Below are 25,776 nucleotides of genomic sequence, written 5' to 3' on the forward strand. Positions count from 1 at the left end.
GCCGACAGCCTGCCGAACAATGCGTCCGGCACCGGAATGGGCAATGCCAACCTGAACAATAGCGGAGCCGCCATCCCGGGCCTCACCAATCCGGCGCTGCCGGCGGTGCCGAACCTTGTCGGCTCCACCATCACGATCAATGCCGAGTTCATCAACGTCAACGGTCTGATCCGCAGCGGCGACGGCAACTACACGCTGACCCTGGGCAATGATGCGCGCCTTGAGATCGAGCAGATCATCCGCTCCGGCAGGACCGGGCTCGTGACGCTGACCTCGGTGGTCGATAACGATTTCATCGTCCAGTACGACACCAAGGAGCAGCGCATCGTCGTGCGCGAGATGCGCTCCACCGGCGGGTCCGTGACGCTGACGGGCAAGATCTTCAACACGGGCACGGGCGAGATCCAGGCGCTCGGTGGCTATTCCGACGTCAACATCACCAACAACACCAGCTACGACCTGCTGGTGAAGCGGCTCGACGTCTCGCAGCGGGGCGCCGGCCTCATCGTGCTGAACGACAAGGGCCGCACCGGCGTCGACGCCACCCACCCGTACTACCAGACCGTCTACGAGAAGAAGTCGGCCACGGTGACGGTGCGGGCAGGGCTCGTGACCCTCGTGAACGACACGATCGATGAGTCCGGCGTCGTCTCCGTGCCGAACCACAGCAAGACGGCCTACACGCCGCAGCAGGACACCCGCTTCGGCTGGCAGGTCGGCAAGGACAAGGTCACCCGCACGACCAACCAGTACGGCACGTCCAGCTGGCTGGGCATCGACGCCCTGGCGGCCGATCCCGGAAGCCTGCAGTGGACGAAGCAGGAAGCCAAGGGCGAGCCCGAGCTGGTGGCCGCGAGCTCCTACTTCTACAACAACAGCACCAACGGCTACGGCTATTCGGTCAGCGAGCGCGCCGATGGCGCGCCGGTCGTGTATCCCTCCACCTCGTGGACCACGAGCACCTGGTACGGAAAGAAGACCTACTACACCAAGACCGTGACGGAGCAGGGCTCCCGCGTTCTGGCCACGCAGTCCATCGCGGCTGACAACACCATCGGCATCCGCTTCATCGGCGATGAGACGTCCGACGTCACGATCAAGTCCGAGAGCGGCGGGCGCGTCCTGCTGCAGGGCGCCATCCAGAACGAGACCGGCACCACCACGATCATCTCCAACAAGGCGATCGAGCAGCTGACCGAGACCGCGGTGGTTGGCGGCGTCAATGTCGTGCTCACCGGCACCAATGGAGTCGGCACCGGCGCACAGGCCGTGCAGGTCAACCTTGTCGACGGCAAGGGCGGCTATCTTGAGGTCACCGCGACGAACGGTGCCGTGAACATCGCCGAGATGAGCGGCGAAATGGCGATCAAGAAGGTCACGGCCGCCGGCAATGTCACGCTGACGGCTCCGGGCGCCATCAAGGTAGCGGCTGCCGCGACCTCCGGCCTCAGCGCCGCGCACATCACCGGAGCCAGCATCACGCTGAACGCCGGCGGCGGCGTGGGCAATTCCACCACCACGCCTCTCGTCCTCGACACCGGCGCCATGCGCAGCAATGTGCTGAACCTGACCGCCGGCGGTGACGTGTTCATTGCCGAGACGTCCGGCGACCTGCGCCTGGAGTCGCTGAAGACCACCGGCAGTGCATGGATCAAGGTTGGCTCCGGAAACCTGCTCGACGCCAATGGTGTGTCCGAGCGCGACGAGCGTTCGCTGGCCGATCTCAAGGCCGGCGTGTGGGCCGACCTGTCGCTGACGGAGGACGCCGCCCGCGCCAAGCAGCAGCAGGCGCTGGACGTGTTCGCCAGCCTCAAGCAGCAGGAGTACGAAAGCTACTGGAACTTCCGCCGTGCGCAGGGCGACGTCGCCTACAGCACGGCGCAGAAGGTCACGCTGTCTGACGCCGAGAAGGCGTACTACCGCGCCGCCTACGCCACCGAGACCGAGGCCAACGCGGCCATCAAGACCATCGAGGATCTGCGCACCGCGCAGTACCACACGCTGCACGCCCAGTTCCTGGCCTACAACCCGGCGACGGTCGCGGCCTACAACAAGGACTTCACCTACACCATCTCGCAGGCGGACCGCGACCGCCTGACGGGCAGCATCAAGGTGTGGACCGAGCAGCAACTGCTCAACACTTTCTCCGCCGGCCTGCTCAAGGCCGTGCCGGACACCTCCACCACAAAGGAGGCCGCGAACATCGATGTCGGCGGCAACCTCGTCATCGAGGTGGACAATGGCGGCGTCGGCACCCTGTCGTCGGATGCCGTCCGCATCGACCTGCCGCTGCCCTCGACCGGCATGACCGAGGCGCAGAAGACCGCGCTCGCCGCCGCCGAGCGCACCGACGTGGTGTTCCTGGCCAGCGTGTCGGATCGCACCGTCTCGTTCGGTAATGCGGGCGGGCGCGGCACCATCACGCTCGCCAGCGGCAGCTGGGACGCGACCAGCTTCAAGCCGGGCATGCTGCTCTTCGTGGACGGCGCCACCGGCAATGCCACGGAAGCCGGCCAGTACCACGTGATCCAGTCGGTCTCCGGCGGCGTCATCACCGTCACGCAGGAACTGAAGGTGGAATCCGCCCGCACGGTCACCGTCGGACAGGCCGTCAACAATCCCGCCAGCCAGTCGGCGGTGGTCAATTTCGGCAACGTCAACGGCGCCGGCACCATCACGCTTGCAACCGGCACCTGGAATGCGCGGGACTTCCAGCCCGGCATGAAGATCCAGCTGTCAAACGGCCTCAACGCCAGTGCAGCCGGCACGTCCTACGAGATCGCGTCCGTCAGCGGCGGCGTCATCACCCTCAAGACAGGCCAGACCCTGACCGCCGGCACGGCGGCCACCGTCACAGTGGCGCCTGTCGTGAAGACGGTGCTGATCCTGCAGCGCGAGGACGTGGACCTCGCGGTCGACGGCACCATTTCGGTGACCGCGTCGAAGCATGTCTTCATCGGCTCCGAGCAGGACATGAAGCTCGTCCTGGTGCAGGCCGGCACCACGTCCACGGGCAGCGATGTGCGGGTGAAGGGCGATGGTGACATCGTCAACTCCGCCGCCACCGCCGGCAATGTCATCGTGCGCGGCGGCAGCATCATCCTCGAAGCGGGTGATGGCGCCATCGGCAGCGCGACGCGGGCGATCAATGTCGATCTCGTCGGCAACGGCGCCCTCACGGCCCGCGCGCAGGACGGCATCTGGATCGACGCGCCGCTCGGCAACCTCAACATCGAGGCGATCTATTCACGCGCCGGGGAAATCCACCTCTCGGCCAAGGGCTCCATCAGCGACGCCCTGAACACCGACACCGTCAAGGTGAAGACCGACAACGGCAACATCGTCCTGACCTCGCGCGAAGGCTCGATCGGCAGCGCGACAAACTATCTCGAGATCGATGCCGCGGCAGCGTCCACGGTTACGGCGACCGCGCAGGTGGATGTCCATCTGTTCGAGACGTTCGGTGACCTGCGCCTGGCCGCCATCCTCGCGAAGACGGGAGACGTGCGCCTGAAGTCCGCTGCGTCCATCCTCGATGCCTCCGTGGGGTCGAAGACCGACGTGGTGGTCACGGGCCGCCACATCGCGCTGAACGCCGTCCACAATATTGGCTTGGCCGGTGACGAGGTGGAGATCGACAGCTCGTACAACGGCAGCACGGGCTCGGTCACGGCGACCACCGACTACGAGAACCTCTACCTCGTGGAGACGGCGGGCGACCTGATCCTCATCCTGGCCGGCGCGGGCACCGCACGCGCCCCCAGCTATGACGGCCCGCGCAGCGCGGCCTTCATCGCGGCACTCAATGGCAGCATCCTGAACGGACGCGACGACGAAAAGTCGAACATCGCGGCAGGCGCCACGTTCCTCGTCGCAAGCAAGGACATCGGCTCCGACGACAGCGTCAGCGGCGGCAAGCGCATCATCTCCACCGTCAGCGGCATGGAGACCAAGTCGGGCGGCGACACCTTCATCTGGAACAAGGGCGGCCTGACGATCGGCGGCGTGATCGAGAGCACCTACGGCATGGAAGCCGGCGGTAAGCTCGACATCCGCACATCGAGCCCGATCACCGTCACCGAGAACGAGAAGGCCAACAGCATCACGAAGACCGCCGGAGACACCGGCGCCGATGACGATCACCTGACCATCAAGGCCGGCGTGATCCTCGAATCCGCAACCTTCATCAAGCTCTCCGCCGGCGACGATCTGATCGTCGAAAAGACGGCGCTGCTGAATGCCGGGACCTATATCGACGCACAGGCCGGCGGCGACACCCTGATCACCAACGCCAAGCTCTATGCCGTCACCACCATCGACCTGCGCACCGGCGGCAACCTGACCACGACGAAGGGCGCGCATCTGCGGGCCGGGACCTCGATGACGGCCTCGGCGGGCGAGGACATCCTGCTCCAGGGCGGCAGCCTGAACGCCAACGCAAGCATCGCTCTGAACGCAGGTGGTGACGTCATCGTAGATGCCATCGCCATCGTGAACGCCAAGCAGCGTCTCGACATCCGCGGCAACTGGGCCGACGGCGCTTTCATCACCGGCGCCACCGGCAGCACGATCAAGCTCTACGGCCGCTTCAACGGTCCCGCCTTCAACATCGCGACGGGCGGCGGCACGGACCTGATCCACCTCGAATTCGCGGACATCAACGGCAATATCTCCGTCAAGTCGGGTGCCGGCGACGATGTGATCGAGGTCGTCAACCTGCTCTCCCTGAACGTGGTTCGGGCGGGCGTGCGCGACCAGCTCTCGCTGGACGGCGAGGGCGGCACGGACCTGTACGACATCCAGCTGTCCGGAACGTCGGACGTGATCATCAACGTCGACGATACCGGCGCGGGCGACGACGGCGTGGACGTGCTGCGCATCAAGGGCACGGACGCCGCCGACACCTTCCTCATGCGCCACAACTTCGTGGCCATGCTCCAGAAGGACGGAACAGCGTTCAAGGCCGCGCATGAGCGCGTGAACTACAATTCCAGCATCAATGGCCGCCTCATCGTCGAGGGCGGGAACGGCGACGACAGCTTCTTCATGGATGACAATGCTGCCATCACCACGGTGGATGGCGGTCGCGGCGACGACCTGTTCCAGGTCGGGCAGGTGTTCGGCTCGCAGCGCGATGCGGCCGCCGGCGTTGCACCGGGAGACCTGTTCGAGACCACCCAGACAACGGTTGGCTGGCTGTCGAAGGGCATCAGCTACGCCACCGTCATCTATGGCGGCGAGGACGACGACCGCTTCCAGGTCTATTCGAACCATGCCGACCTGCGCCTCGAAGGCGAGGCCGGAAACGACGAGTTCGTGGTGCGTGCCTTCGCTCTGGCAGAGGGCGCCAAGATCAGGTTGAACGCCGGCAGCGGCGACGACATCATCGAGTACAACATCAATGCGCCGGTGGACATCGACGGCGGCTCGGGCTTCGACACCGTGGTGGCGCTCGGCTCCGAGAAGGACGACGTGTTCGTCGTCACCGCCGACGGCATCTACGGCGCCGGCCTCACCATCAAGCTGTCCAATGTCGAGGAAGCCGTCGAGGTCGACGGCCTCGAGGGCAATGACACCTTCTACATTCTCTCGACCAATCCCGGCACGCTGACGACCATCATCGGCGGCGCGGGCAGCGATCGCTTCGAGATCGTGGGCGACGTGCTGAAGACGGTCGTCTCCGCGACCAGCGGCGGCACGTCCGGCGTGGTCAACCACACGGTGGGCAGCAGCGATCCGCGCTACAACGGCATCTTCGCGCCGGGCATCGACCTGACCCTGGCGGGCGGCGGCGGCGCGGTTGCGGTCGTCCAGACGGACGGCGGCACGCAGGTTCGCGAGAACGATCCGAACTCGGTCGACAGCTACACCATCGCCATGCCCGACAAGGCGGCGGCGATCGGCACCATGGCGTACCTCACCGTCTCGGCGGCACAGGCCTCCTCTGCCGTGCGCGACAAGAACGGCGCCACCATCGGCATCGCCACCTCCGCGAACGGCGCCTTCTCCGACGCTCTCACCGTCGCCTTCGTCTACACGGCCAATGGCTGGGTCACGAAGGACGGGGGCCTGAAGGAAGCCACCATCTATGTGCGGGCGACCGACGATCCCGGCCTCGAAGGCGCGGAAGACGTGGCGATCAGCCATTCGATCATCAGCACCAGCGCGGCCGTGAACGGCGCCGTGATCCCGAACGTGCTCGTCACGGTCCATGACGACGACAAGCCCGGCCTCATCGTCAGCGAGACGAATGCCGGCACGAAGATCACCGAGGGCCAGGCCTCCGACGACTACAGCGTTGCGCTGACGCGCGCCCCGGCCGCAGGCGAGACGGTGACCGTGAAGGTCGGCAGCGCCAGCAGCCAGATCCAGTTCCTCGACAAGACGACAGGCAATTGGGTCAATGAACTGTCGCTGACCTTCACCTCCGCGAACTGGAGCATGGCGCAGACGGTTGAGGTGCGCTCCCCGGCCGACGGCGTGGTGGAGAACCGCTTCAATGCCGAGATCACGCATGATGTGACGAGCAGCCTGACCGGTGGCCTCTATGCCGGGTTCACGCTGGAAGACGAGCCGCGCATCAATGTGCAGGTCGCCGACAGCGATTCCGCGTCCATCACGGTGACCCCCAGCGGCGGCAGCACCACCGTGTCCGAGGGCCATACCGACACCTACGACATCGGCCTCACCGCTCCGCCTCCGGCAGGCGCGGGAAGCGAATGGTACGTCGAGGTGAAGGTCATCACCGACGGCCAGACCGGCGCTTCCAGCAATGATCCGCGCTTCGACGCGCAGACCGGGACCGTTCGCTTCACGGCGGCGAACTGGAACCAGCCGATCACGATCACCCTCAGCGCGGTCGAAAATCCCGTGCAGGTGCCGAGCTATGAGCGCACCTTCTCGAGCCAGGATCACCTGCTGAGCCAGGTCGCGGGTCCGCTCATCATCCACGGCGATGTCGGCGACAAGGATCGCAGCCTGGCCGCGGCGGTGACCCTGCCCGGCGAGAGCAATCCCGCCTTGCCGTCGCCCGATCATGGCGTGGATGCAGGCCCGGCCATCGACATCATCACGCTCTACAACGACAGCGCGGTGGCGGATCAAACGGACGGCGTGCTCGACACGAAGCTCGTCAACGGCGTCCACACCAGCACCATTCGCGGGCTCGGCATGTCCGGCGCGCCGCTCCAGACCGAGATCGGGGACTTCGAGCGGGGCATCACCTTCGACAAGGTGGAGACCGTCGAGCTCCTGCTCGGCACTGGCAACGACACCTTCACGATCAACGCCACGAATCCGGACACACTCACCATCGTCCATGGCGGCGGCGGCGACGACACGATCATCGTGAAGAGCAGCGCCGGTCCGCTGGTGCTGTATGGCGACACCTCGGTGGATGGCAGCCGCTATTCGTCCACGCCCGGCAATCCGAACGGCAGCGGACGCGCCTTCACCAATTTCGGCAACGACATCATCGACGCCTCGGCGGCGACGGGCTTCGTGGTGGCCGATGGCGGCAAGGGCAACGACATCATCAAGGGCGGCAGCGGCAATGACTGGCTGGCCGGCGGCGAGGGCGACGACACCATCACCGGCGGTGGCGGCGATGACCGCATCTTCGGCGACAGCTCGTTCGATGTGGACCGCGAAACGCGCATCCTGACGATCGACGATACCGGCTCGGCCGGCTCGGACACGCTGGCCGGCAATGACGGCGACGACGTGATCTTCGGCGATCATGGCCAGATCCGTCAGCTGGAGGACGGTCTCGTCACCGGCAAGCTGGACGTGTTCGGCGCACCCATCCTCGTGGAGTTCGAGTCGACCAATCTCGATGTCGGCGGCACGGACATCATCACCGGCGGCCTCGGCAACGACATCCTGATCGGCGGCCTGGAAACGGCTGCTGTGAAGGGCGCAGCGGGCGTCGGCGGCGACGACATCGACGGCGCGGAAGGCGACGACATCGTCATCGGCGACAATGGCCGCGTGGTCTTCACCTACGACGCCGCTCTGGGCGTGACGCAGCTTGCTCTTGTGACCTCGCTGACCGGCGGCGCGCAATTGGTGGCCGGCGGCGACCTGATCCGCGTCGGCGACGGCCGCAATGTGGTCATCGCGGGCCGTGGCCGCGACAAGGTTGTCTCGACCGGCGGCACCGATCTCATCGTCGGCGACGAGGGACGTGCGACCTATGAGGCGGGCGTGCTCGTCCGCGTCGAGAGCACCGGCGCCGCCAACGGCGACGACGACCTCATCACCACCATCGCTGGCCGCAATGTGGTCATCGGCGGCTCGGGCAGCGACACGATCGAGATCAGCGGCGGCTCCTCGGCCGATGCCGGTGATGTCGTGCTCGGCGACAACGGCTATGCCGTCTTCGTCGGCGGCCTTGTGACGGAAATCGCCTCGTCCGACACGGCCTTCGGCGGCAATGACACGATCACGACCGGCGGCGGCGACAACATCGTCATCGCGGGCTCCGGCAACGACACCGTCGTGTCCGGCGGCGGCAGCGACGTCATTCTCGGCGACAATGGCCGTGCGCTGTTCGGTGCGAACGGCGTGCGCGAGAGCGTCATGTCCATTGCGCCGGAGCATGGCGGTGACGACACGATCACCTCCACGGGTGGGCGGGACATCGTCATCGGCGGCTCGGGACGCGACCTGATCGACCTGCGCGCGGCGGGCGACACCGGAGGCGACCTGGTCCTCGGAGATAACGGCGCGATTACCTTCGTGAGCGGCCTTCTCGTCGAGGTCACCTCGACTCACACCGGCTATGGCGACGCCGACGAAATCCGCACCAGCGATGGAGATCACGTGGTGATCGCCGGTTCCGGCGCCGATCTCGTCGTAACAGGCAACGGCAACGACGTGATCCTCGGCGATCACGGCACCGCGCGCTTCGTCGCCGGAATCCGCAGCGAGATCTTCACGATCGCGCCGGATGTCGGGGGCGATGACACGATTACCTCTACGGGCGGCGCGGACGTGGTGTTCGGCGGGGCGGGTGCGGACAGCATCGACCTGCGCACCACGGGTGTGGATCTTGGCGACGTGGTTCTCGGCGACAATGGACGTGCCGTCTTCACCGGCGGTGTGCTGAGCGAGATCAGCTCGACTGACGTCGAGACCGGGGCCGGCGACAAGATCTGGACGAGCAACGGCAACAACATCGTCATCGCCGGTTCCGGCGCGGACGAGGTGGTCACCGGCGGCGGCAACGACGTGATCCTCGGCGATCACGGCACGGCGCGCTTCGTGGCGGGCGTTCGTAGCGAGATCTTCACGATCGCACCGGCTGTCGGCGGCGATGACACGATCACCTCGACGGGTGGTGCGGACGTGGTGTTTGGCGGAGCCGGTGCGGACAGCATCGACCTGCGCACCACAAACGCGGACCTCGGCGACATCGTGCTCGGCGACAATGGCCGTGCCGTCTTCACGGGTGGCGTGATCAGCGAGATCAGCTCGACTGACGTCGAGACCGGCGCCGGCGACAAGATCTGGACGAGCAACGGCAACAACATCGTCATCGCCGGCTCCGGCGCGGACGAAGTGATGTCCGGGACGGGCAACGACGTGATCCTTGGCGATCACGGGACGGCACGCTTCGTGGCCGGCGTTCGCAGCGAGATCTTCACGATCGCACCGGCTGTCGGCGGCGATGACACGATCACCTCGACGGGTGGTGCGGACGTGGTGTTTGGCGGAGCCGGTGCGGACAGCATCGACCTGCGCACCACAAACGCGGACCTCGGCGACATCGTGCTCGGCGACAATGGCCGTGCCGTCTTCACGGGTGGCGTGATCAGCGAGATCAGCTCGACTGACGTCGAGACCGGCGCCGGCGACAAGATCTGGACGAGCAACGGCAACAACATCGTCATCGCCGGCTCCGGCGCGGACGAAGTGATGTCCGGGACGGGCAACGACGTGATCCTTGGCGATCACGGGACGGCACGCTTCGTGGCCGGCGTTCGCAGCGAGATCTTCACGATCGCACCGGCTGTCGGCGGCAATGACATCATCACCTCCACCGGCGGTGCCGATGTGGTCATGGGCGGTTCGGGCGCGGACAGCATCGACCTCCTGGGCGGATCGGCAGCCGATGCCGGGGATATCGTCCTTGGCGACAATGGCCGGGCGCTGTTCGCAAACGGCGTCATCGTCAGTGTGACCTCGACGGACACGGCTTTCGGCGGCGATGACCTCATCAAGACGGGCGCCGGCAACAATGTCGTCATCGCAGGCTCCGGCGCCGACGAGGTGGTTTCCGGTACCGGCAATGACGTGATCCTCGGCGACAATGGCCGCGCGGAGTTCCTCGCGGGCGTGCGCAGCCTCGTCTACTCCATCGACCCGGGTGTCGGTGGCAAGGACAAGATCCGCTCCGAAGGCGGGGCGGACGTCGTCCTCGGCGGCGCAGACGACGACACGATCTTCGTCGGCGGCGACGCGGCCAGCGACATCGTGCTGGGCGACAGCGGCGTGGCGGTGTTCGACGCAGCCGGCGTGCTGACGATCATCCACACCATCGCTCCCGAGATCGGCGGCAACGACACGATCACGACCGGCAACGGCGACAGCATCGTCATGGGCGGCGCGGGTGCCGACATCATCACGACGGGAGCCGGCGCAGACCTGATCCTCGGCGACAATGGCCGGGCTGAATTCGCGGTCGTGAACGGCGCGAGCGTGCTGATGCGCGCATGGTCGACCGACCCGAACGCGGGCGGCAACGATGTCATCAAGGCCGGTGCGGGACGCGATCTCGTGTTCGGCGGCACGGGCGCGGACCAGATCTGGGGCGAAGACGGCGATGACGTCCTGCTCGGCGATCACGGCCTCTACGACGTGGCGCTGCCGGTCAACCAGCGTGCCATTTCGGTGTTCACCGGAGCCGGCGACGGCGGCGGCAATGACTGGATCGATGCGGGCAAGGGCAGCGACGTGGTGCTCGGCCAGCAGGGCGACGACACGATCCTGGGCGGTGACGGCGATGACGACCTGATCGGCGGCCATAACGTGGCCGGCGGCAGCGACGGCAACGACACCATCCACGGTGGCGCGGGCAGCGATGCCATCCTCGGCGACAACGGTGTCGTGCTCCGCGAAGTGCTGGTGGACAGCTGGGCGGGCGTTACCTGGGCGATGAACCCGGGGGCTTTCGCCAACACGGTCAAGCGCCAGGTCGTTCGCTTCGACAACATCGACCTGATCGGCGGCAATGACAGCATCTACGGCGAGGCCGGCGACGACATGCTGTTCGGCCAGCGCGGGGATGACCTGATCGAGGGCGGCGATGGGATCGACGAGATCATCGGCGGCCTCGGCTCGGACACGCTGCGCGGCGGCCTGGGCAACGACATCGTGCTGGCCGAGGAAGGCCAGATCGTGCGTGCCCTCAACGCGAACGGCAGCGCGGTCCTGAACACCGACGGCAGCTGGCACCGCGACGTCATCATCGAGCAGATCGGCACCGTCACCGGCGTGGTCCAGATGGACACGGCGGCGAACGCGGCGGCTTCGGGCAATGTGTCCGCGAAGCTCCTGGGCGCCGATTTGATCCTGATGACCGGCGCCTTCGACGCGGCAGGCGGCAAGATCATCAATGGCGGCTCCAACTCGTGGAGCACGCAGGCTATCGCCGTGGATCTGGCGCCGGCATCCGACAATGTTCTGGAAGGCGGCGACGGCAACGACGTGCTGATCGGCGGCATCGGCAACGACACGATCCGCGGCGGTGCCGGCAACGACACCATCTTCGGTGACCGGGCCAGCAACACGGCCGAGTTCGCGACGGATCTGCCGAAGATCATCAACGCCGTGCGCCTCATCGGCCAGGCACCGGGGCTCAATCTGAGCCTGCCGGTGGATGGCGAACTGATCGTCCCCAACGTCAACCTGCTGCCTTCGCTGCTGACGCCCAACGCGCCGCAGATCGAGGTCATGCCGAATGTGACGGGGCCGCTCGCGGACCTGATCACCGGCGGAATGATCGCCCGGGCAGACGGATCTAGCCTGCAGGTCTACGCCTCGCTGGTGCCGGACCTCGTCCACGCCTCGCAGGCGCCGATGGGCAATGACATCATCGACGGCGGAGACGGCGACGACACCATCTTCGGCGATCACGGGCAGATCATGCCGCTGCGGGATACCGGCTTTGCCGCCATGGACGCGGAACTGGCCGGCCTGTCCAAGTCCATGATGTCCCTGCTGACGGACTTCTCCACCCTGTCTTTCGCGCAGGACGCGGCGAAGAACGCGGCTGGCACGTCGACGTCTCCCTACACGGTCCGGGCCGGCAACGACGTGATCACCGGGGGCGGCGGCACGGACACCATCTTCGGCGACAGCGGCCTGATCGTGGTTCCGGGCACGGCTTCGTTGACCGGCGTCGCGGGCAGCACGAGGGATGCCGCGCTCAAGCTGCATGGCTTCCTGCAGGACATGCAGGAAGTGGTCGCGGACCTGTCCTTCACCGCTCGCGAAGCGGCTGTGGCCCAGATCAGCGCCTTCGGTGCGGCAGGCGGCAAGGGCACGGCAACGGCGCTGCGGCCGGCGACGCATCTGCTGGTCCTGAACAACGACCAGATCGATGCCGGCGACGGCAATGACATGGTGGTCGGCGATGCAGGTGTGGTGGTTCTGCCGGGTGTTTCCAGCACCAACACCGCGACCGCGGGGCTCAGCACGGCGGACTACAACGCGATCGCCAGTGCGCTCGCGGCGCAGGACACCGCCCGTGACAACGCGCTCGCTGCGCATCTTGCGGCCAACCATCCGCTGAAGGCGGCGTCTGCCGCCCTTGCAAACCAGCTGTTCGAATACGCGATGCCGTTCGCCCTGCAGGTCGGCAACGACATCATCAGCGGCGGCATCGGCAATGACAGCCTGATCGGCGACAATGGCATCATCCTCCAGCCGGTGCTGATGGAGGTGCTGAACCAGGCGGCCGAGGCCACGGCTGTGACCAATGCGGGCCAGACCCTGCTCGTGAAGGTCACGGACCGCTTGTTCCTCGGCAACGGCATCGGTGGGACGGCACGTGCCGAAGCCTGGGGTGTGCAGCCTCAGCTGGAGCGCGCGGGCACGCGCGACTGGTCGACCGATGGTGGCTACAATCTTTGGTGGCTCGACGCCGCTGGCACGGATGCGCGCCTGAAGTACAAGCCTGCCATGGGGCACATCGTGATCGGCAGCGACACGATCGATGGCGGCGCGGGCAACGACATCGTGGTCGGTGATTTCGGCGTCATGCTGCCGCAGATCACCACCGGTGCCGGCGTCGGAATGGTCACCGGCGTGCGCCTGTTCGGCGTCGGCGAGGTTGGCGCGACCACAGTCTCGGCGTTCAACTACATCTACGGCTTCGGCCCGCTAGGCGGCCTGCATTCCCACAATGCGGTCAATGGCTCCACTCGCGCCGCCTACAAGGTGGATGCGGACGTGATCCGGGGCGGCGAGGGCAACGACGTCTTGTTCGGCCTTCTTGGCGATGACGAAGTCTGCGGGGATGGCGGCGACGACCAGATCTCCGGCGGCGGCGGCTTCGACAGGGTCTCCGGCGGTACGGGCACCAACATCATCGCTTTCGACCGCACGCGCGACGCGCTCGTCGCAGGCGGCGGGCGCGATGTGTCCCGCACCCAGCTGGATGTCGGCTCGCAGAGCACGTCGCTGATGGCCTGGATGTGGTCACCTCTGACGGCGGACATGGCCGGCTCGATCCGCACGGCAGCAAATGGCCTGGACCGGGCGGGTGGTTCGTGGATCGGCTTCACGGATGCGGACCGTGCCGTCCAAAGCGTCACCACCAAGGCGACCACGATCAAGGCGGTGGCGATGGAACCCGTCAGCACCCGAGACGTCATCCGTGCCGTGAAGAGCAGCGAGATCGTCCTGAAGGTCGAGAACAAGGGCCTGAAGCTCCTCGACCACGATTACCGCGTGTGGCTCTTCGACGAGGAGGACGGCAGCATGGTGCCGCTCGCTTCCGATGACGAGGAGCCGGCGTGGGAAGCGGTTGGCATCGACCGTCTGCCGAGCTTCGTGTTCGATGGTGAAAGCTGGGTCGTCATACCGCCGGACGAACGCCGCAACGGCTGACCGCCATTGCCATGAACAACAAGAAAAGCGCGGCCTTGGCCGCGCTTTTTGTGTCTAGCGGCCTATTCCGCCGGAGACGGTGAGACCTGCTCCTGAGGTGCAGCCTTCGGCGGAACCGGTACGAGCAGCGCCAGCAGGAGGGTAAACCCTGCCATCAGGAACACGCCCCAGAAGGTCAGGTGCAGCGAATGGTTCAGGGCGATCTGCGCCACGTCTCCTGAAAGGGCGGCGCTGCCGGCTTCCAGAAGATTGCGGATCTGGTCGAGTTCAACCGGCGCCGCACCGCCGCCGCCCGCCGCAAGGGTCAAGTTGAACACCGCGCCCAGCACGGTCGCGCCGAGTGTGTTGCCGAGATTTCGCGAGAAGATGTTCGAGGCCGTTGCCGAGCCGCGATCCGCCCAGCCGACGCTGGTCTGCACGATGACGATGGCCGAGGTGCTGAAGAAGCCAAGCCCAAGGCCGATCACGATGGAGCCGAGCGCCGCCAGCTTGGGCGACGATCCGGGTTCCAGGAACAGCAGCACGCTTGCACCGAGGGGCAGCAGCATCGCGCCGAACATAAGGGTCGGCCGCAGGCCGAAGCGCTTGAAGTTCCGCGCAGCGAGGGTCGCGCCGACGGGCCATCCCAGCACCATCACCGTCAGCGTCAGCCCCGCGATCAGCGCTGACTGGCCAAGGACGCCCTGCACGAACATTGGGAGGAACGTGGTGAGGCCGATCATCACCATGCCGCTGAGCAGCGTGGCTGCATTCACGGTCGCGATGATCCGCCGGGTCCAGAGCCCAAGCGCGATCATGGGATCGCTGGCGCGGCGCTCCTGAACGAGGAACAAGGCAACGCTCACGGCGCACACCAGTGCGGCTACGGCTGCCATCGTGCCGTCTCCCCCGCCAGCTTCCGTCAACGCGTACATCAGCGAGGCCACCGCCAGGATGAACAGCGCCGCACCCGACACGTCGAGGCTGCGGGGCTTGCGCTCCACGTCCTCCTTGAGGAAGGCGATGAAGCCGGCCCCGGCCAGCAGGCCGATGGGAATATTGATCCAGAAGATCCAGGCCCAGCCAAGGTTTTCGACCAGAAGACCGCCCACGAACGGCCCGGCGACGGAGGAGACGCCCCAGACGCTGGCGAGATAGCCCTGGATCTTGCCACGCTCCTCCACCGAGTAGAGATCGCCTACGACCGTGAGACCGACGGGCTGGATGGCACCCGCGCCGATGCCCTGCACAAGGCGGAACAGGATCAGGCTCGGCATGGACCAGGCAAAGCCGCACAGCACCGAACCGATGAGGAAGATGACGATGCCGATCAGCATGATCGGCTTGCGGCCATAGGTGTCGGCCAGCTTCCCGAACACCACCGTCATCGCGGTCTGGGTCAGCAGGAACGAGCCGAACACCCAGGCGTAGAGCTGGATGTCGCCAAGTTGCGCTGCGATCTGCGGCATGGCCGTGGAGACGATGGTGGCCTCGATCGCGATCATGGCCATGGAGGCCATGATGGAAGCGAGCACGAGCGGCCGGCGGACGTAGGGGCTGGTCATTCTGGGCGGTGGTTCCGAGCCGGGAGCCGGCGCGCCACGAGCGGGATGTGGCGCGAGGGTCAGCGACTGTCACCGATGTGGAGACGCAGCGCGGAACTTCCAGTCGCCACGCGCACATTCCAGACCAACGTATTAGTACGAAGCCTCTTCATCGGCCGCGCTGCGCAGTTCGGCATCGCCCAGGCCTTCGCGATGATCCGCATCGCGCGCCATCGCGAACAGCAGGTCGCTCAGCCGGTTGATGTAGGCGAGGACGGCAGGGGCCGGGGCAGGTGCATCGAGAGCGGCAATGCCCCGCTCCGAGCGGCGTGCAATCGCGCGGGCCAGATGCAGGCGGGCACTGGCCTCGGCGCGTCCGGGAATAATGAAGTCGCGCAGGACCGGCAGCCGGTCCGTGATCTCGTCGATCAAGGCTTCGAGCCGAAGGACGGCGTCGGCCCCGGGCGCGAGATCGTCATGGCGTCCCTCGGCGCTCAAAGCGGCGCTGATGCCGTAGATCTCGTTCTGGATGCGGTGCAATTCCCGCGCTGAGGCGGGATCTGCCAGCCGTGCGAGGCCGATGGCGGCGGAGAGTTCATCGAGGTCGCCCACGGCAGCCACGCGCGCGTCCCATTTCTCGGCCCGCCGGCCTGAGAACAGGGCCGTGCCACCATCATCGCCCTTGCGGGTGTACAGCTTCATCCGGGTGCGTCCTCGGTAGGCGGGCCGATCTTGCTCCAGGGCAGCACGAAGAAGCGACCCTCATGGCTGCCGCGCAGTGCCTTGATGCGATAGGCGCGCTCAAGATCGCGATCATTGAGCACCTCCCTTGGACTGCCGTCGCCGATCTTGCGGCCCTCTGCCAGCAGCACGAGACGGTCGCAATAGCGGCATGCAAGCGCAAGGTCATGAAGCACGACGAGGACGCCGGTGCCGTTGCGGGCCTGCGCCTGGAGCAGTTCCATCGTGCCCAGCTGATGATAGGGGTCCAGCGCCTGGCTGGGTTCGTCGGCCAGTAGGATCGGCGCTTCCACGGCGAGCGCACGCGCCAGCAGGACCCGGGTGCGCTCCCCTCCCGAGAGCGTGTCGGCGGTGCGGTGCCGCAACGCCTCTGCTCCCGCGGCGCGCAACGCCGCCTCCACGGCCTCCCGGTCGCGGGCGGCCTCGGCCCTGCCGCGATAGGGAAGACGGCCAAGCTCGACGATACGCTCCACCGTCAGGGGCCAGTGCACCGGCGCATTCTGGGCAAGATAGGCGATCTCGCAGGCGCGCTCCCCGCCGGGCACGCTCTCGGCCGCGGTGCCGTCATAGGTCACCTGGCCGCTCGTCGGCTCCACCAGTAGGGCAAGGGCGCGCAGGAGGCTGGTCTTGCCGGCGCCGTTCGGACCGACCAGGCCGACGAGTTCACCGCCGCCAAGGCTGAGGCTGACGCTGTCCAGAACTTTGCGTCCGCCAAGATGAAGGGTGAGGTTTTCGGCGTCGATGCGCATCAGGGCTCGCTCCGCAGGCGCCAGACGAGCGCGAACAGGAACGGCGCACCCAGGAGCGCGGTCACGACGCCGAGCTTGAGTTCCGGCTGCACGGGGATGAGGCGGATGAAGATGTCGGCCGCCAAGAGGAGCACCGCGCCGCCAAGCCCGCTCGGCACCAGCAGCCGGCCTGCGCTGTTTCCAAGGATCGGACGGAGCAGATGCGGCATGATCAGTCCGATGAATCCGATGGCCCCCGAGACGGCCACGGCACTGCCGACCGCGAGCGCCACGCCGGCGATAACCTGCGCGCGGAGCTGGTGGAGATCGAATCCGAGCGAGCGGGCGGTGTCCTCGCCAAGGGTCAGGGCGTCGAGCGGCGGGCCGCAGCGCGAGAGCAGCAGCCAGCCGAGCGCCATCAGGGGGAAGGCGAGAAGCACATGATCGGCGCTGCGGTCGGTCACCCCGCCCATCAGCCAGAACATGATCTCGACCGTGGCGTAGGGGTTTGGGGACAGGTTGAGGGCAAGGGCGGTGAGGGCGGCCGCGAGGCTGGCCAGCGCAACACCGGCAAGGACAAGCGCGGTGGTTCCGGCGCCGCGCCCTGCCAGCAGGTAGAGCGCAAGCGTGGACACCATGGCGCCGCCGATGCCTCCCAGCGGCAGGGCCAGGGAGAAGATGGCCGCGAGCCCCGAATAGAAGGCGATGACCGCGCCAAGCGCCGCCGTCGCCGACACGCCGATGACGCCGGGATCGGCCAGTGGGTTGCGCAGCCAGCCCTGCATGGCCGCGCCGGATATGCCGAGGCTGAAACCCACCATCGCCGCCAGTGCGGCGCGCGGCAGGCGCAGTTCGAAGAACACCACGCTCTCGACGGTCTGCCGGCCGGCAAGACGCGATGCGATGGCGGAGCCGATGTCCAGATGATGGCTGCCGACGACCGCCGACGTGGCGATCAGCGCCACCATCAGAACGGCGAGAAGCGGAATGAGCAGGCGCGGGTGCATGGGTCAGTAGCCGCGCTGGCGGCGATGGATGCCTTCGGCGGCGCGGCGCAGCACGTCGACGGCTGTGCCAAGCTGGGGCCCGGGGCAGGTCCACAGCCGCGACGGCAGGGAAACGATCGCGATGTCCGCCGCGAGCTTTCTGAGGGCCGGGTGGTGCACGATCTCGCTCGCCAGGGCGGGACCGCCGCCCGGCTCCGCATCGATGATGAGCGCCTGCGGGCGCAGCAGCAGTGCGTCTTCCAGCGAAAATTCGCGGTTCTCGTCCTGCACCCTGACGATGTTGGTGAAACCGGCTCTGCCGATCAGGTCGTCCAGCAGGGAACCCGGTCCGGTGGGAAAGCCATAGGCACCGATCACCGCGGTCCGTATGGGAGCCTGCACGCTTGCGGCGCCGGCGAATTTCTCGTTCAGATCGAGGAGAAGGGCCTCCCCGCGTTCTTGCGCGCCGATCCGGGCGGCAACCGTTCGGATGGCCTCCCGGCTTTCCTCCAGCGTGGTGGGCGGCGGCAGTTCGAGCACTTCGAGCCCCGCCAGTCTCAGGAGACGCACTGTCGTGCGCGTGGTGTAGGTGCCGGCGATCACCAGATCGGGGCGAGCGGCGAGGATCTCCTCCACCGCCCCGCCATTCGCAGGAATGCCGCCGGCCAGATTTGCGACGGTCGACTGCCGCTCGTCGCGCGCAAGCCAGGTGACGGAGGCCACCTGCCCGGGCTGCGCGAGCCTGAGCAGCAGTTCATCCGCGCAGAGATTGAGCGAGACGATGCGCTGCGGCGCAGCCGTCGCCACGGTGGGGACCACCATGGCAAGAGCGGCGATGGGGAGGAAGCGCATCATCCCTGTTCCGTTGCGCGGCCGCGTCCGCGTCAGAAGTTCACGCGCGCGCCGATGATGGCAGTGCGGCCAAGCGAGCCGTAGCCATAGACCTCCTCATATTCCTCATCGAGCAGGTTTTCGAGCCGGCCATAGATCTCGGCGTTCTCAGTGACCTTGTAGCCACCGCGAAGGTTGATCAGCACATAGTCTCCAAGGTCGACCCCGACGGGGTTGAAGAAGGCGTCGAAGATCGTATCCCGCTGGTCGCCATTGTAGACAACGCCAAGGTTCAGGTTCGCGCGGTTCTGGAGGAAGCTGTAGTTCACGTCGAGGCTGGCGATGTGCTCGGGCCGCCGCAGCAATTCCTCGCCCGTCGGGTTCTCGCCGTTGGTCCATGTATAGGCTGCCCGCAGCGTGACGTTCTCCATCAGGCTCGCCGAAACCGCCAGTTCAACGCCGTCCACCCGCGAGGTGCCCTCGAGGTTGTTTGATGTCTGGCCGCTGCCCTGGATCAGGTCCTCGATGCGCTGGTTGAAATAGGTGGCTTCCAGCAGCAGGCGGTTGTCGAGGAACGAGTGGTCCACGCCCACGTCCCAGCCGCGCGCCTTCTCCGGCTCCAGATCGGCATTGCCGTTATAGGTCGGGGTGCTGCCGTAGAGCTCGAACAGGGTCGGGTTCTTGATGCCGGTGCCATACGAGGCGCGGAGCTTGGTGCCGGTGGCTTCGAAGGTGTAGGCGCCGGTCAGGCGATAGGTGGTGTGGTCGCCGAACAGGTCGTTCTGATCGTGCCGCACGCTGCCGGTGAGGAACAGGTCGTCCCAGACACCGAGCTGGTACTGGCCGACAAGGCCGGTCTGCGAGATGGAGCGGTCGAAGCTCGAGAACGAGCTGTCGGTCGTCGCCTCGTCCTCCTCATGCTCGGCCGCGAAGGTCGCCTTGTGCGAGAGGTCGGGCAGCGCGTCGGAGCGGTAGGAGAAGCTGGTCTGGTAATCCAGCTTGGTCTTGTCGCCCACGTTCTCGTAGGTCGGATCGCCTGCAGACAGAAAACGGGTTTCGAGATGCGAGCGGCTGGCGCCGAGGATGTGCTCCCAACGGCCGTCCATCAGGTCCAGCTTGGCCTGTGCCCGGCCGAAGAACTGCTTGCCGTCGACGCCGGCATCGCTGTCGAACGGGCCGTTGCCGAAATCGTCATCCGACTCTCCTTCGAAGTCGGTGCCGCGCCCCACGAAGTCGAAGCGCAGATTGTCGAGCGCCTGAAAGCCGAACTTCGCGAAGGCGGTGCCGTTCTCGTAGCCGTCCTTCTCGCTGAAGCCGCGCCATTCCGATGCGGTGGAGAAGCCATCGGTGCGAAGGCCCTGGGCGCTGACGAGGAAGTCGAACCGTCCTTCCTTGCCGCTTATGGACGCGCCGCCTGCGGCCGTGTTGCGGGTGCCGCCTTCCGCGAACGCGGACAGACGGGGTTTGCCCTCGCCGCGCCGGGTGATGATGTTGATGACACCGCCCACAGCGTCCGAGCCGTAGAGGGCGCTCTGGGGGCCGCGCAGCACCTCGATGCGCTCGATGTCCTGCACCAGGAGGTTGGCGAAGTCGTATTCGCTGTCGGCCGAAGGATCGTTCAGTTCCACGCCGTCGAGCAGGACAAGCGTCTGATTGCCCTCTGAGCCACGGATGCGGACCTGCGTCTTCGCGCCGAGCACGCCGCCGCGGTTCACGGCAACGCCGGGAACGCTTCGCAAGGCGTCGGAGACGAGCCGCACCTGCCGCTGTTCCAGCTCCTCGCGGGTGATGACGGTGACGGCGCTGCCCACCGCCTTCGCCGGCGTCGGCGTGCGGTTGGCCGTGACCACGATCTCCTCGAGATCGGCGGAGACAGTGTCTCCATTCACGACCGGCGTGGTCTGCGCGTGAGCGGTGGTGAGCGTGGCGCACAGCGCGACGGAGGACAGGAGGAAAGCGCGGAACATGAACAAGCCCTGGGCGGAACGCCGAAATGGTGCATCACCCGCGAGCGCCATCCCTCGCGCCCGCTGCCCACGGGCAGACCGGCACTTCAGGACAACCCACCGGCACACCCCGTCCGATGCTTTCGCGCATGACCATGCGTGACGGCAGGTCTCCTGGCTCACGGGTGTCTTCCCGCGCCGCCTTCCCGGATCTCTCCAGTGGCATGTGGCGCGGGACCGCCGTTTACAGTTGCGGGGGCAGCCGCGGCGTTGGGGCAAGCCCCGCACCGCGTTCCCTTTTGATCCTCCTGCGAGGAACCGTCAGCCATGCTCATCCCGCAGATCGCGCCGCATTGCAAAGGGGGCGCGGGCTCATCACCTTGAGAAATCACCGTTTTATGGCTGTCCGGTCACGCTTCTTGGCTGTTGTTGCCTTTTTGCGATAGACCGGGCGCCCGAGGCGGGTCATCCCGCATCGTATCCGCGCCGAGGTAATCCCATGTCCACACGCGAAGAACGCCGCGCCGCTCTCGACGAGCTTGCGAAGACGCGCGTCATCATCCTCGACGGGGCGATGGGCACGGTGATCCAGGGCTACAAGCTTCAGGAAAAGGACTTCCGGGCCGAGCGCTTCCTGGACCATCCGGTGGACCTTCAGGGCAATAACGACCTGCTGACCCTGACGCGGCCGGACGTCATCAAGGCCATCCACCGGCAATATCTCGAAGCCGGAGCGGACATCCTCGAGACCAACACCTTCAACTCCACCACCATCTCGCAGGCCGAGTACAAGCTGGAGCACATCGCGGCCGAGCTGAACCGCGAAGGTGCCCGCTTGGCACGCGAGGCGGCTGATGAGATGGAAGAGGAAACCGGCACCCCGCGCTTCGTGGCCGGGGCGCTGGGTCCGACCAGCCGCACGGCCTCCATCTCGCCGGACGTCAACAATCCCGGCTTCCGCAATGTGTCGTTCGACGAGCTGCGCCTTGCCTACAAGGAAGCCACGCACGCGCTGATCGAGGGCGGCGTCGACATCATCCTCGTGGAGACGATCTTCGACACCCTCAACGCCAAGGCCGCGCTGTTCGGCGTGCAGGAAGTGTTCGACGAGGTGGGCTTCGAACTGCCGATCATGATCTCGGGCACCATCACCGACCTTTCGGGCCGCACCCTGTCCGGGCAGACGACGGAAGCCTTCTGGAATTCCATCCGACATGTGAACCCGTTCAGCGTGGGGCTGAACTGCGCGTTCGGGGCCGAGCAGATGCGCCCCTATGTGGCGGAGCTTTCGCGCGTGGCGGACACGCTCGTCTCGTCCTACCCGAATGCCGGCCTGCCCAACGAGTTCGGCGAGTATGACGAGCAGCCGGAGACCACCGGCGAGCATCTCCATGAATGGAGCCATTCCGGCCTCGTCAACATCGTGGGCGGCTGCTGCGGCACCACTCCGTCGCACATCCGGGCCATCGCCAAGCGCGTCCACGGACTGCCGCCGCGCGAGGTGCCGAAAATCGAGCGCAGGATGCGCCTGTCCGGACTTGAACCCTTCGAGGCCCGCTCGTGAACGACGTCTCCACCGCCAGCTTCATCAATATCGGTGAGCGCACCAACGTCACCGGTTCGGCCCGCTTCAAGAAGCTGATCCTGAACGGCGATTACGACGCCGCGCTCGCCGTTGCCCGCCAGCAGGTGGAGAGCGGGGCGCAGGTCATCGACATCAACATGGACGAGGGCATGCTGGACAGCGAGGCCGCCATGGTCCGCTTCCTGAACCTCGTCGCGTCCGAGCCCGACATCAGCCGCATCCCCGTGATGATCGACAGTTCCAAGTGGAACGTCATCGAGGCCGGGCTCAAATGCGTCCAGGGCAAGTCCATCGTCAATTCCATCAGCCTCAAGGAGGGCGAGGAGCCCTTCCTGCGGCAGGCGCGCCTCATCATGCGCTACGGCGCGGCGGTGGTGGTGATGGCGTTCGACGAGCAGGGCCAGGCCGACACCGCCGACCGTAAGTTCGAGATCTGCGAGCGCTCCTACAAGCTGCTGACGGAGCGCATCGGCTTTCCGCCGGAAGACATCATCTTCGACCCCAACATCTTCGCCGTGGCGACGGGCATCGAGGAGCACAACAATTACGCCGTCGAGTTCTTCGAAGGCACGCGGCGCATCCGCCAGAACCTGCCGCACGCTCATGTCTCGGGCGGCGTGTCGAACGTGTCGTTCTCGTTCCGCGGCAACGAACCGCTGCGCGCGGCCATCCATTCCTGCTTCCTGTACCACGCCATCCGCGCGGGCATGGACATGGGCATCGTCAATGCCGGCCAGCTGACGCCCTACGAGGACATCCCCGCCGATCTGCGCGAGCGCGTCGAGGACGTGCTGCTGAACCGGCGCGATGACGCCACCGACCGGCTGCTGGAAGTGGCCGGCGACTTCAAGGCCGGAGCGGCCGCCGAAGTGGACATGAGCTGGCGCGAGCAGCCGGTGCGTGACCGCCTCGTCCACGCATTGGTCAACGGCATTACCGAGTTCATCGACGCCGACACCGAGGAAGCGCGCCAGATGTCCTCGCGTCCTCTCGACGTCATCGAGGGGCCGCTGATGGACGGCATGAACGTGGTCGGAGACCTGTTCGGCTCCGGCAAGATGTTCCTGCCGCAGGTGGTGAAGAGCGCCCGCGTGATGAAGAAGTCGGTGGGCTACCTGCTGCCCTTCATCGAGGAAGAGAAGCTGATCTCCGGCAACACGCAGCAGACCGCCGGCAAGATCCTGATGGCGACGGTGAAGGGCGATGTCCACGACATCGGCAAGAACATCGTCGGCGTCGTTCTGCAGTGCAACAATTACGAGGTGGTGGACCTCGGCGTCATGGTGCCGGCGGCCAAGATCCTGGACGCTGCCGTGACCGAGAAGGTCGACGTGATCGGCCTCTCCGGCCTGATCACGCCGAGCCTCGACGAGATGGCCTATGTCGCGGCCGAGATGCAGCGCAAGGGCATGACCATGCCGCTCTTGATCGGCGGCGCGACGACGAGCCGGGTGCACACCGCCGTCAAGATCGAGCCGAACTACGGCAAGGGCGTCATCTACGTTCCCGACGCCAGCCGCGCCGTGGGCGTGGTGGGGCAGTTGCTCGGCGAGAAGACGGGCGTCGACTACATCAAGGGCGTGCAGGACGAATATCGCGGCATCCGTGAGAAGCACGGACGCGGCAAGAGGTCGGGCCCGCGCCAGACCATCGCCGGTGCGCGCGCCAACAAAGCCAAGATTGACTGGACCCAGTACCAGCCGCCGCGCCCGAAGTTCCTCGGCATTCGGGCGCTGAACGGCTACGACCTCGGTGAACTCGCGCAATATGTGGACTGGGGTCCGTTCTTCGCGACATGGGAACTGGCCGGCAGTTTCCCGCAGATCCTCGACGACGCGATCGTCGGGGAGGCGGCGCGGTCGGTCTATGCCGATGCGCAGGCCATGTTGAAGCGCATCGTGCTGGAGCGCCGGCTGAAAGCGCGCGCCGTGCTGGGCTTCTGGCCGGCAAACAGCGTGGGCGATGACGACATCGAGGTCTATGCCGACGACAGCCGCAGCACGGTGATCGCCACGATCCACACGCTGCGCCAGCAGATGCTGCGCGACAACGACCGCGCGAATTTCGCGCTGGCCGACTTCATCGCGCCGAAGTCGAGCGGCAAGGCCGATTACATCGGCGCCTTCGCGGTGAACGCGGGCGTCGGCCTCGACGACATCGTGGCGCGCTTCGACGCGCAGAAGGACGACTACAACTCCATCATGGCCAAGGCGCTGGCCGACCGCTTGGCGGAGGCCTTCGCCGAGCGGCTGCATCAGCGCGTGCGTCAGGAGTTCTGGGGCTATGCGCCGGATGAGAGCCTCGGCAACGAGGAGCTTATCGCCGAGAAATATCAGGGCATCCGCCCGGCGCCGGGCTATCCGGCCTGCCCGGACCATACCGAGAAGACCACCCTGTTCCGGCTGCTCAACGCCGAGCGCAATGCCGGGCTGGAACTGACCGAGAGCATGGCGATGTATCCCGGCGCGGCGGTGTGCGGCATGTATCTGAGCCACCCCGACGCCGCCTATTTCGGCGTGGGGCGCATCGAGCAGGACCAGGTCGAGGACTATGCCGCACGCAAGGGCGCGGACGTGGCCGAGATCGAGCGCTGGCTTGCGCCCAGCCTGAACTACGAGCGCAACCTCGCCATCGCCTCGTGATGCGTGCAGCATCCGGGCTGGAGAGCATGGGGATGCCCCGCTATGGTCGGGCGTGATTAGCGGGAGCGATGCTTGTCCGAGGCCGTGCGTAGCAGCGTAAACGACAACGTGTCCGAACAGCTCCGGGTGCTGGCGGAGGAGGTGCGCCGCCACCGCAAGCTGAGGGCTCTCTCGCTCGAAGGCCTGAGCGCCCTTTCGGGCGTCAGCCGGTCCATGATCTCGAAAGTGGAGCGTGGCGAGACGGTGCCGTCGACCGGCACCTTGTCCCGTCTGGCGGAGGCGCTGGGCACGACGTTCTCGCAGCTGATGGCCCACCCGGAAGAGCAGGAGATCATCGTGATCCCCGCTGCGCGCCAGCCGATCCTGTCCGATGCGGAATCCGGCTATACCCGGCGCTGCATCTCGCCGGTGCTTCCTGCGCGCGGCATCGACTGGGTCCTGAACACCCTGCCGGAAGGCAGCTCCACGGGTGAATTCGTGGCGCACAGGCGAGGAGTGGAGGAATATATCTACGTGTTGCGCGGCCGGCTGGAGGCCGCCGTCGGAGAGCGGCGGGTCCTGCTTGCTGAACGCGACTCCCTCTATTTCCAGGCCGACGCCACGCACGCCTTCACCAATGTGGGCGAGGGGGAGTGTGAGTATTTCCTGATCATCGACAGCGGCAAACTGCGGTAAGTTC

The 25,776-nt window shown here is 66.4% G+C and carries 8 protein-coding genes, 1 pseudogene and 1 riboswitch (1 of these 10 running past the window's edge); of the genes and pseudogenes, 3 read left to right on the top strand and 6 right to left on the bottom strand.

From position 1 onward, the window contains the following. Positions 1–14,115: the 3' portion of an LEPR-XLL domain-containing protein gene (locus SCD90_RS07025; RefSeq protein WP_319843940.1), read on the top strand. 16,101 nt of this gene lie to the left of the window's left edge; only the last 14,115 of its 30,216 coding nucleotides appear in the window; its start codon lies off the left edge, out of view; it ends in the stop codon at positions 14,113–14,115. A gap of 62 nt (positions 14,116–14,177) precedes the next feature. Here SCD90_RS07025 and SCD90_RS07030 read toward each other — a convergent pair whose 3' ends face one another. The 6 genes from SCD90_RS07030 to SCD90_RS07055 all read right to left on the bottom strand — a co-directional run bounded on the left by SCD90_RS07030 (position 14,178) and on the right by SCD90_RS07055 (position 20,891). Then, the gene (locus tag SCD90_RS07030; protein WP_319843941.1) at positions 14,178–15,659 is read right to left on the bottom strand and encodes an MDR family MFS transporter; all 1,482 of its coding nucleotides are present in this window, start codon (positions 15,657–15,659) and stop codon (positions 14,178–14,180) included. A gap of 132 nt (positions 15,660–15,791) precedes the next feature. Continuing rightward, the gene (locus tag SCD90_RS07035) at positions 15,792–16,340 is read right to left on the bottom strand and encodes a cob(I)yrinic acid a,c-diamide adenosyltransferase (RefSeq protein WP_319843942.1); all 549 of its coding nucleotides are present in this window, start codon (positions 16,338–16,340) and stop codon (positions 15,792–15,794) included. Beyond that, positions 16,337–17,128, bottom strand: a complete 792-nt coding sequence (locus tag SCD90_RS07040; RefSeq protein WP_319843943.1) for an ABC transporter ATP-binding protein — start codon at positions 17,126–17,128, stop codon at positions 16,337–16,339. The genes SCD90_RS07035 and SCD90_RS07040 overlap by 4 nt, the downstream gene beginning before the upstream one ends. Beyond that, the gene (locus SCD90_RS07045) at positions 17,128–18,114 is read right to left on the bottom strand and encodes a FecCD family ABC transporter permease (RefSeq protein ID WP_319843944.1); all 987 of its coding nucleotides are present in this window, start codon (positions 18,112–18,114) and stop codon (positions 17,128–17,130) included. Before SCD90_RS07045 ends, SCD90_RS07040 begins: the two co-directional genes overlap by 1 nt. A 3-nt stretch (positions 18,115–18,117) precedes the next feature. Continuing rightward, positions 18,118–18,948 (bottom strand): ABC transporter substrate-binding protein, encoded by an 831-nt coding sequence (locus SCD90_RS07050; RefSeq protein ID WP_319843945.1) that lies wholly within the window; start codon positions 18,946–18,948, stop codon positions 18,118–18,120. A 29-nt stretch (positions 18,949–18,977) separates the two neighbouring features. Continuing rightward, entirely contained in the window at positions 18,978–20,891 is a 1,914-nt protein-coding gene (locus SCD90_RS07055) for a TonB-dependent receptor plug domain-containing protein (protein WP_319843946.1), read from the bottom strand. 126 nt (positions 20,892–21,017) lie between these two features. Beyond that, a riboswitch (cobalamin riboswitch) is annotated at positions 21,018–21,208 on the bottom strand. A gap of 161 nt (positions 21,209–21,369) precedes the next feature. On the opposite strand from SCD90_RS07055, the pseudogene metH reads away from it, so the two are divergent. Both metH and SCD90_RS07065 read left to right on the top strand, forming a co-directional pair. Then, a pseudogene (gene metH, locus SCD90_RS07060) lies at positions 21,370–25,097 on the top strand (methionine synthase). Positions 25,098–25,169: 72 nt separating this feature from the next. Continuing rightward, entirely contained in the window at positions 25,170–25,772 is a 603-nt protein-coding gene (locus tag SCD90_RS07065) for a helix-turn-helix domain-containing protein (RefSeq protein WP_319843947.1), read from the top strand. Positions 25,773–25,776: the final 4 nt, after the last annotated feature.

Origin of the sequence: Terrihabitans rhizophilus, from assembly GCF_033898525.1 — a bacterium.
In the GTDB taxonomy this organism is placed as follows: Bacteria; Pseudomonadota; Alphaproteobacteria; order Rhizobiales; family Methylopilaceae; genus Flaviflagellibacter; species Flaviflagellibacter rhizophilus.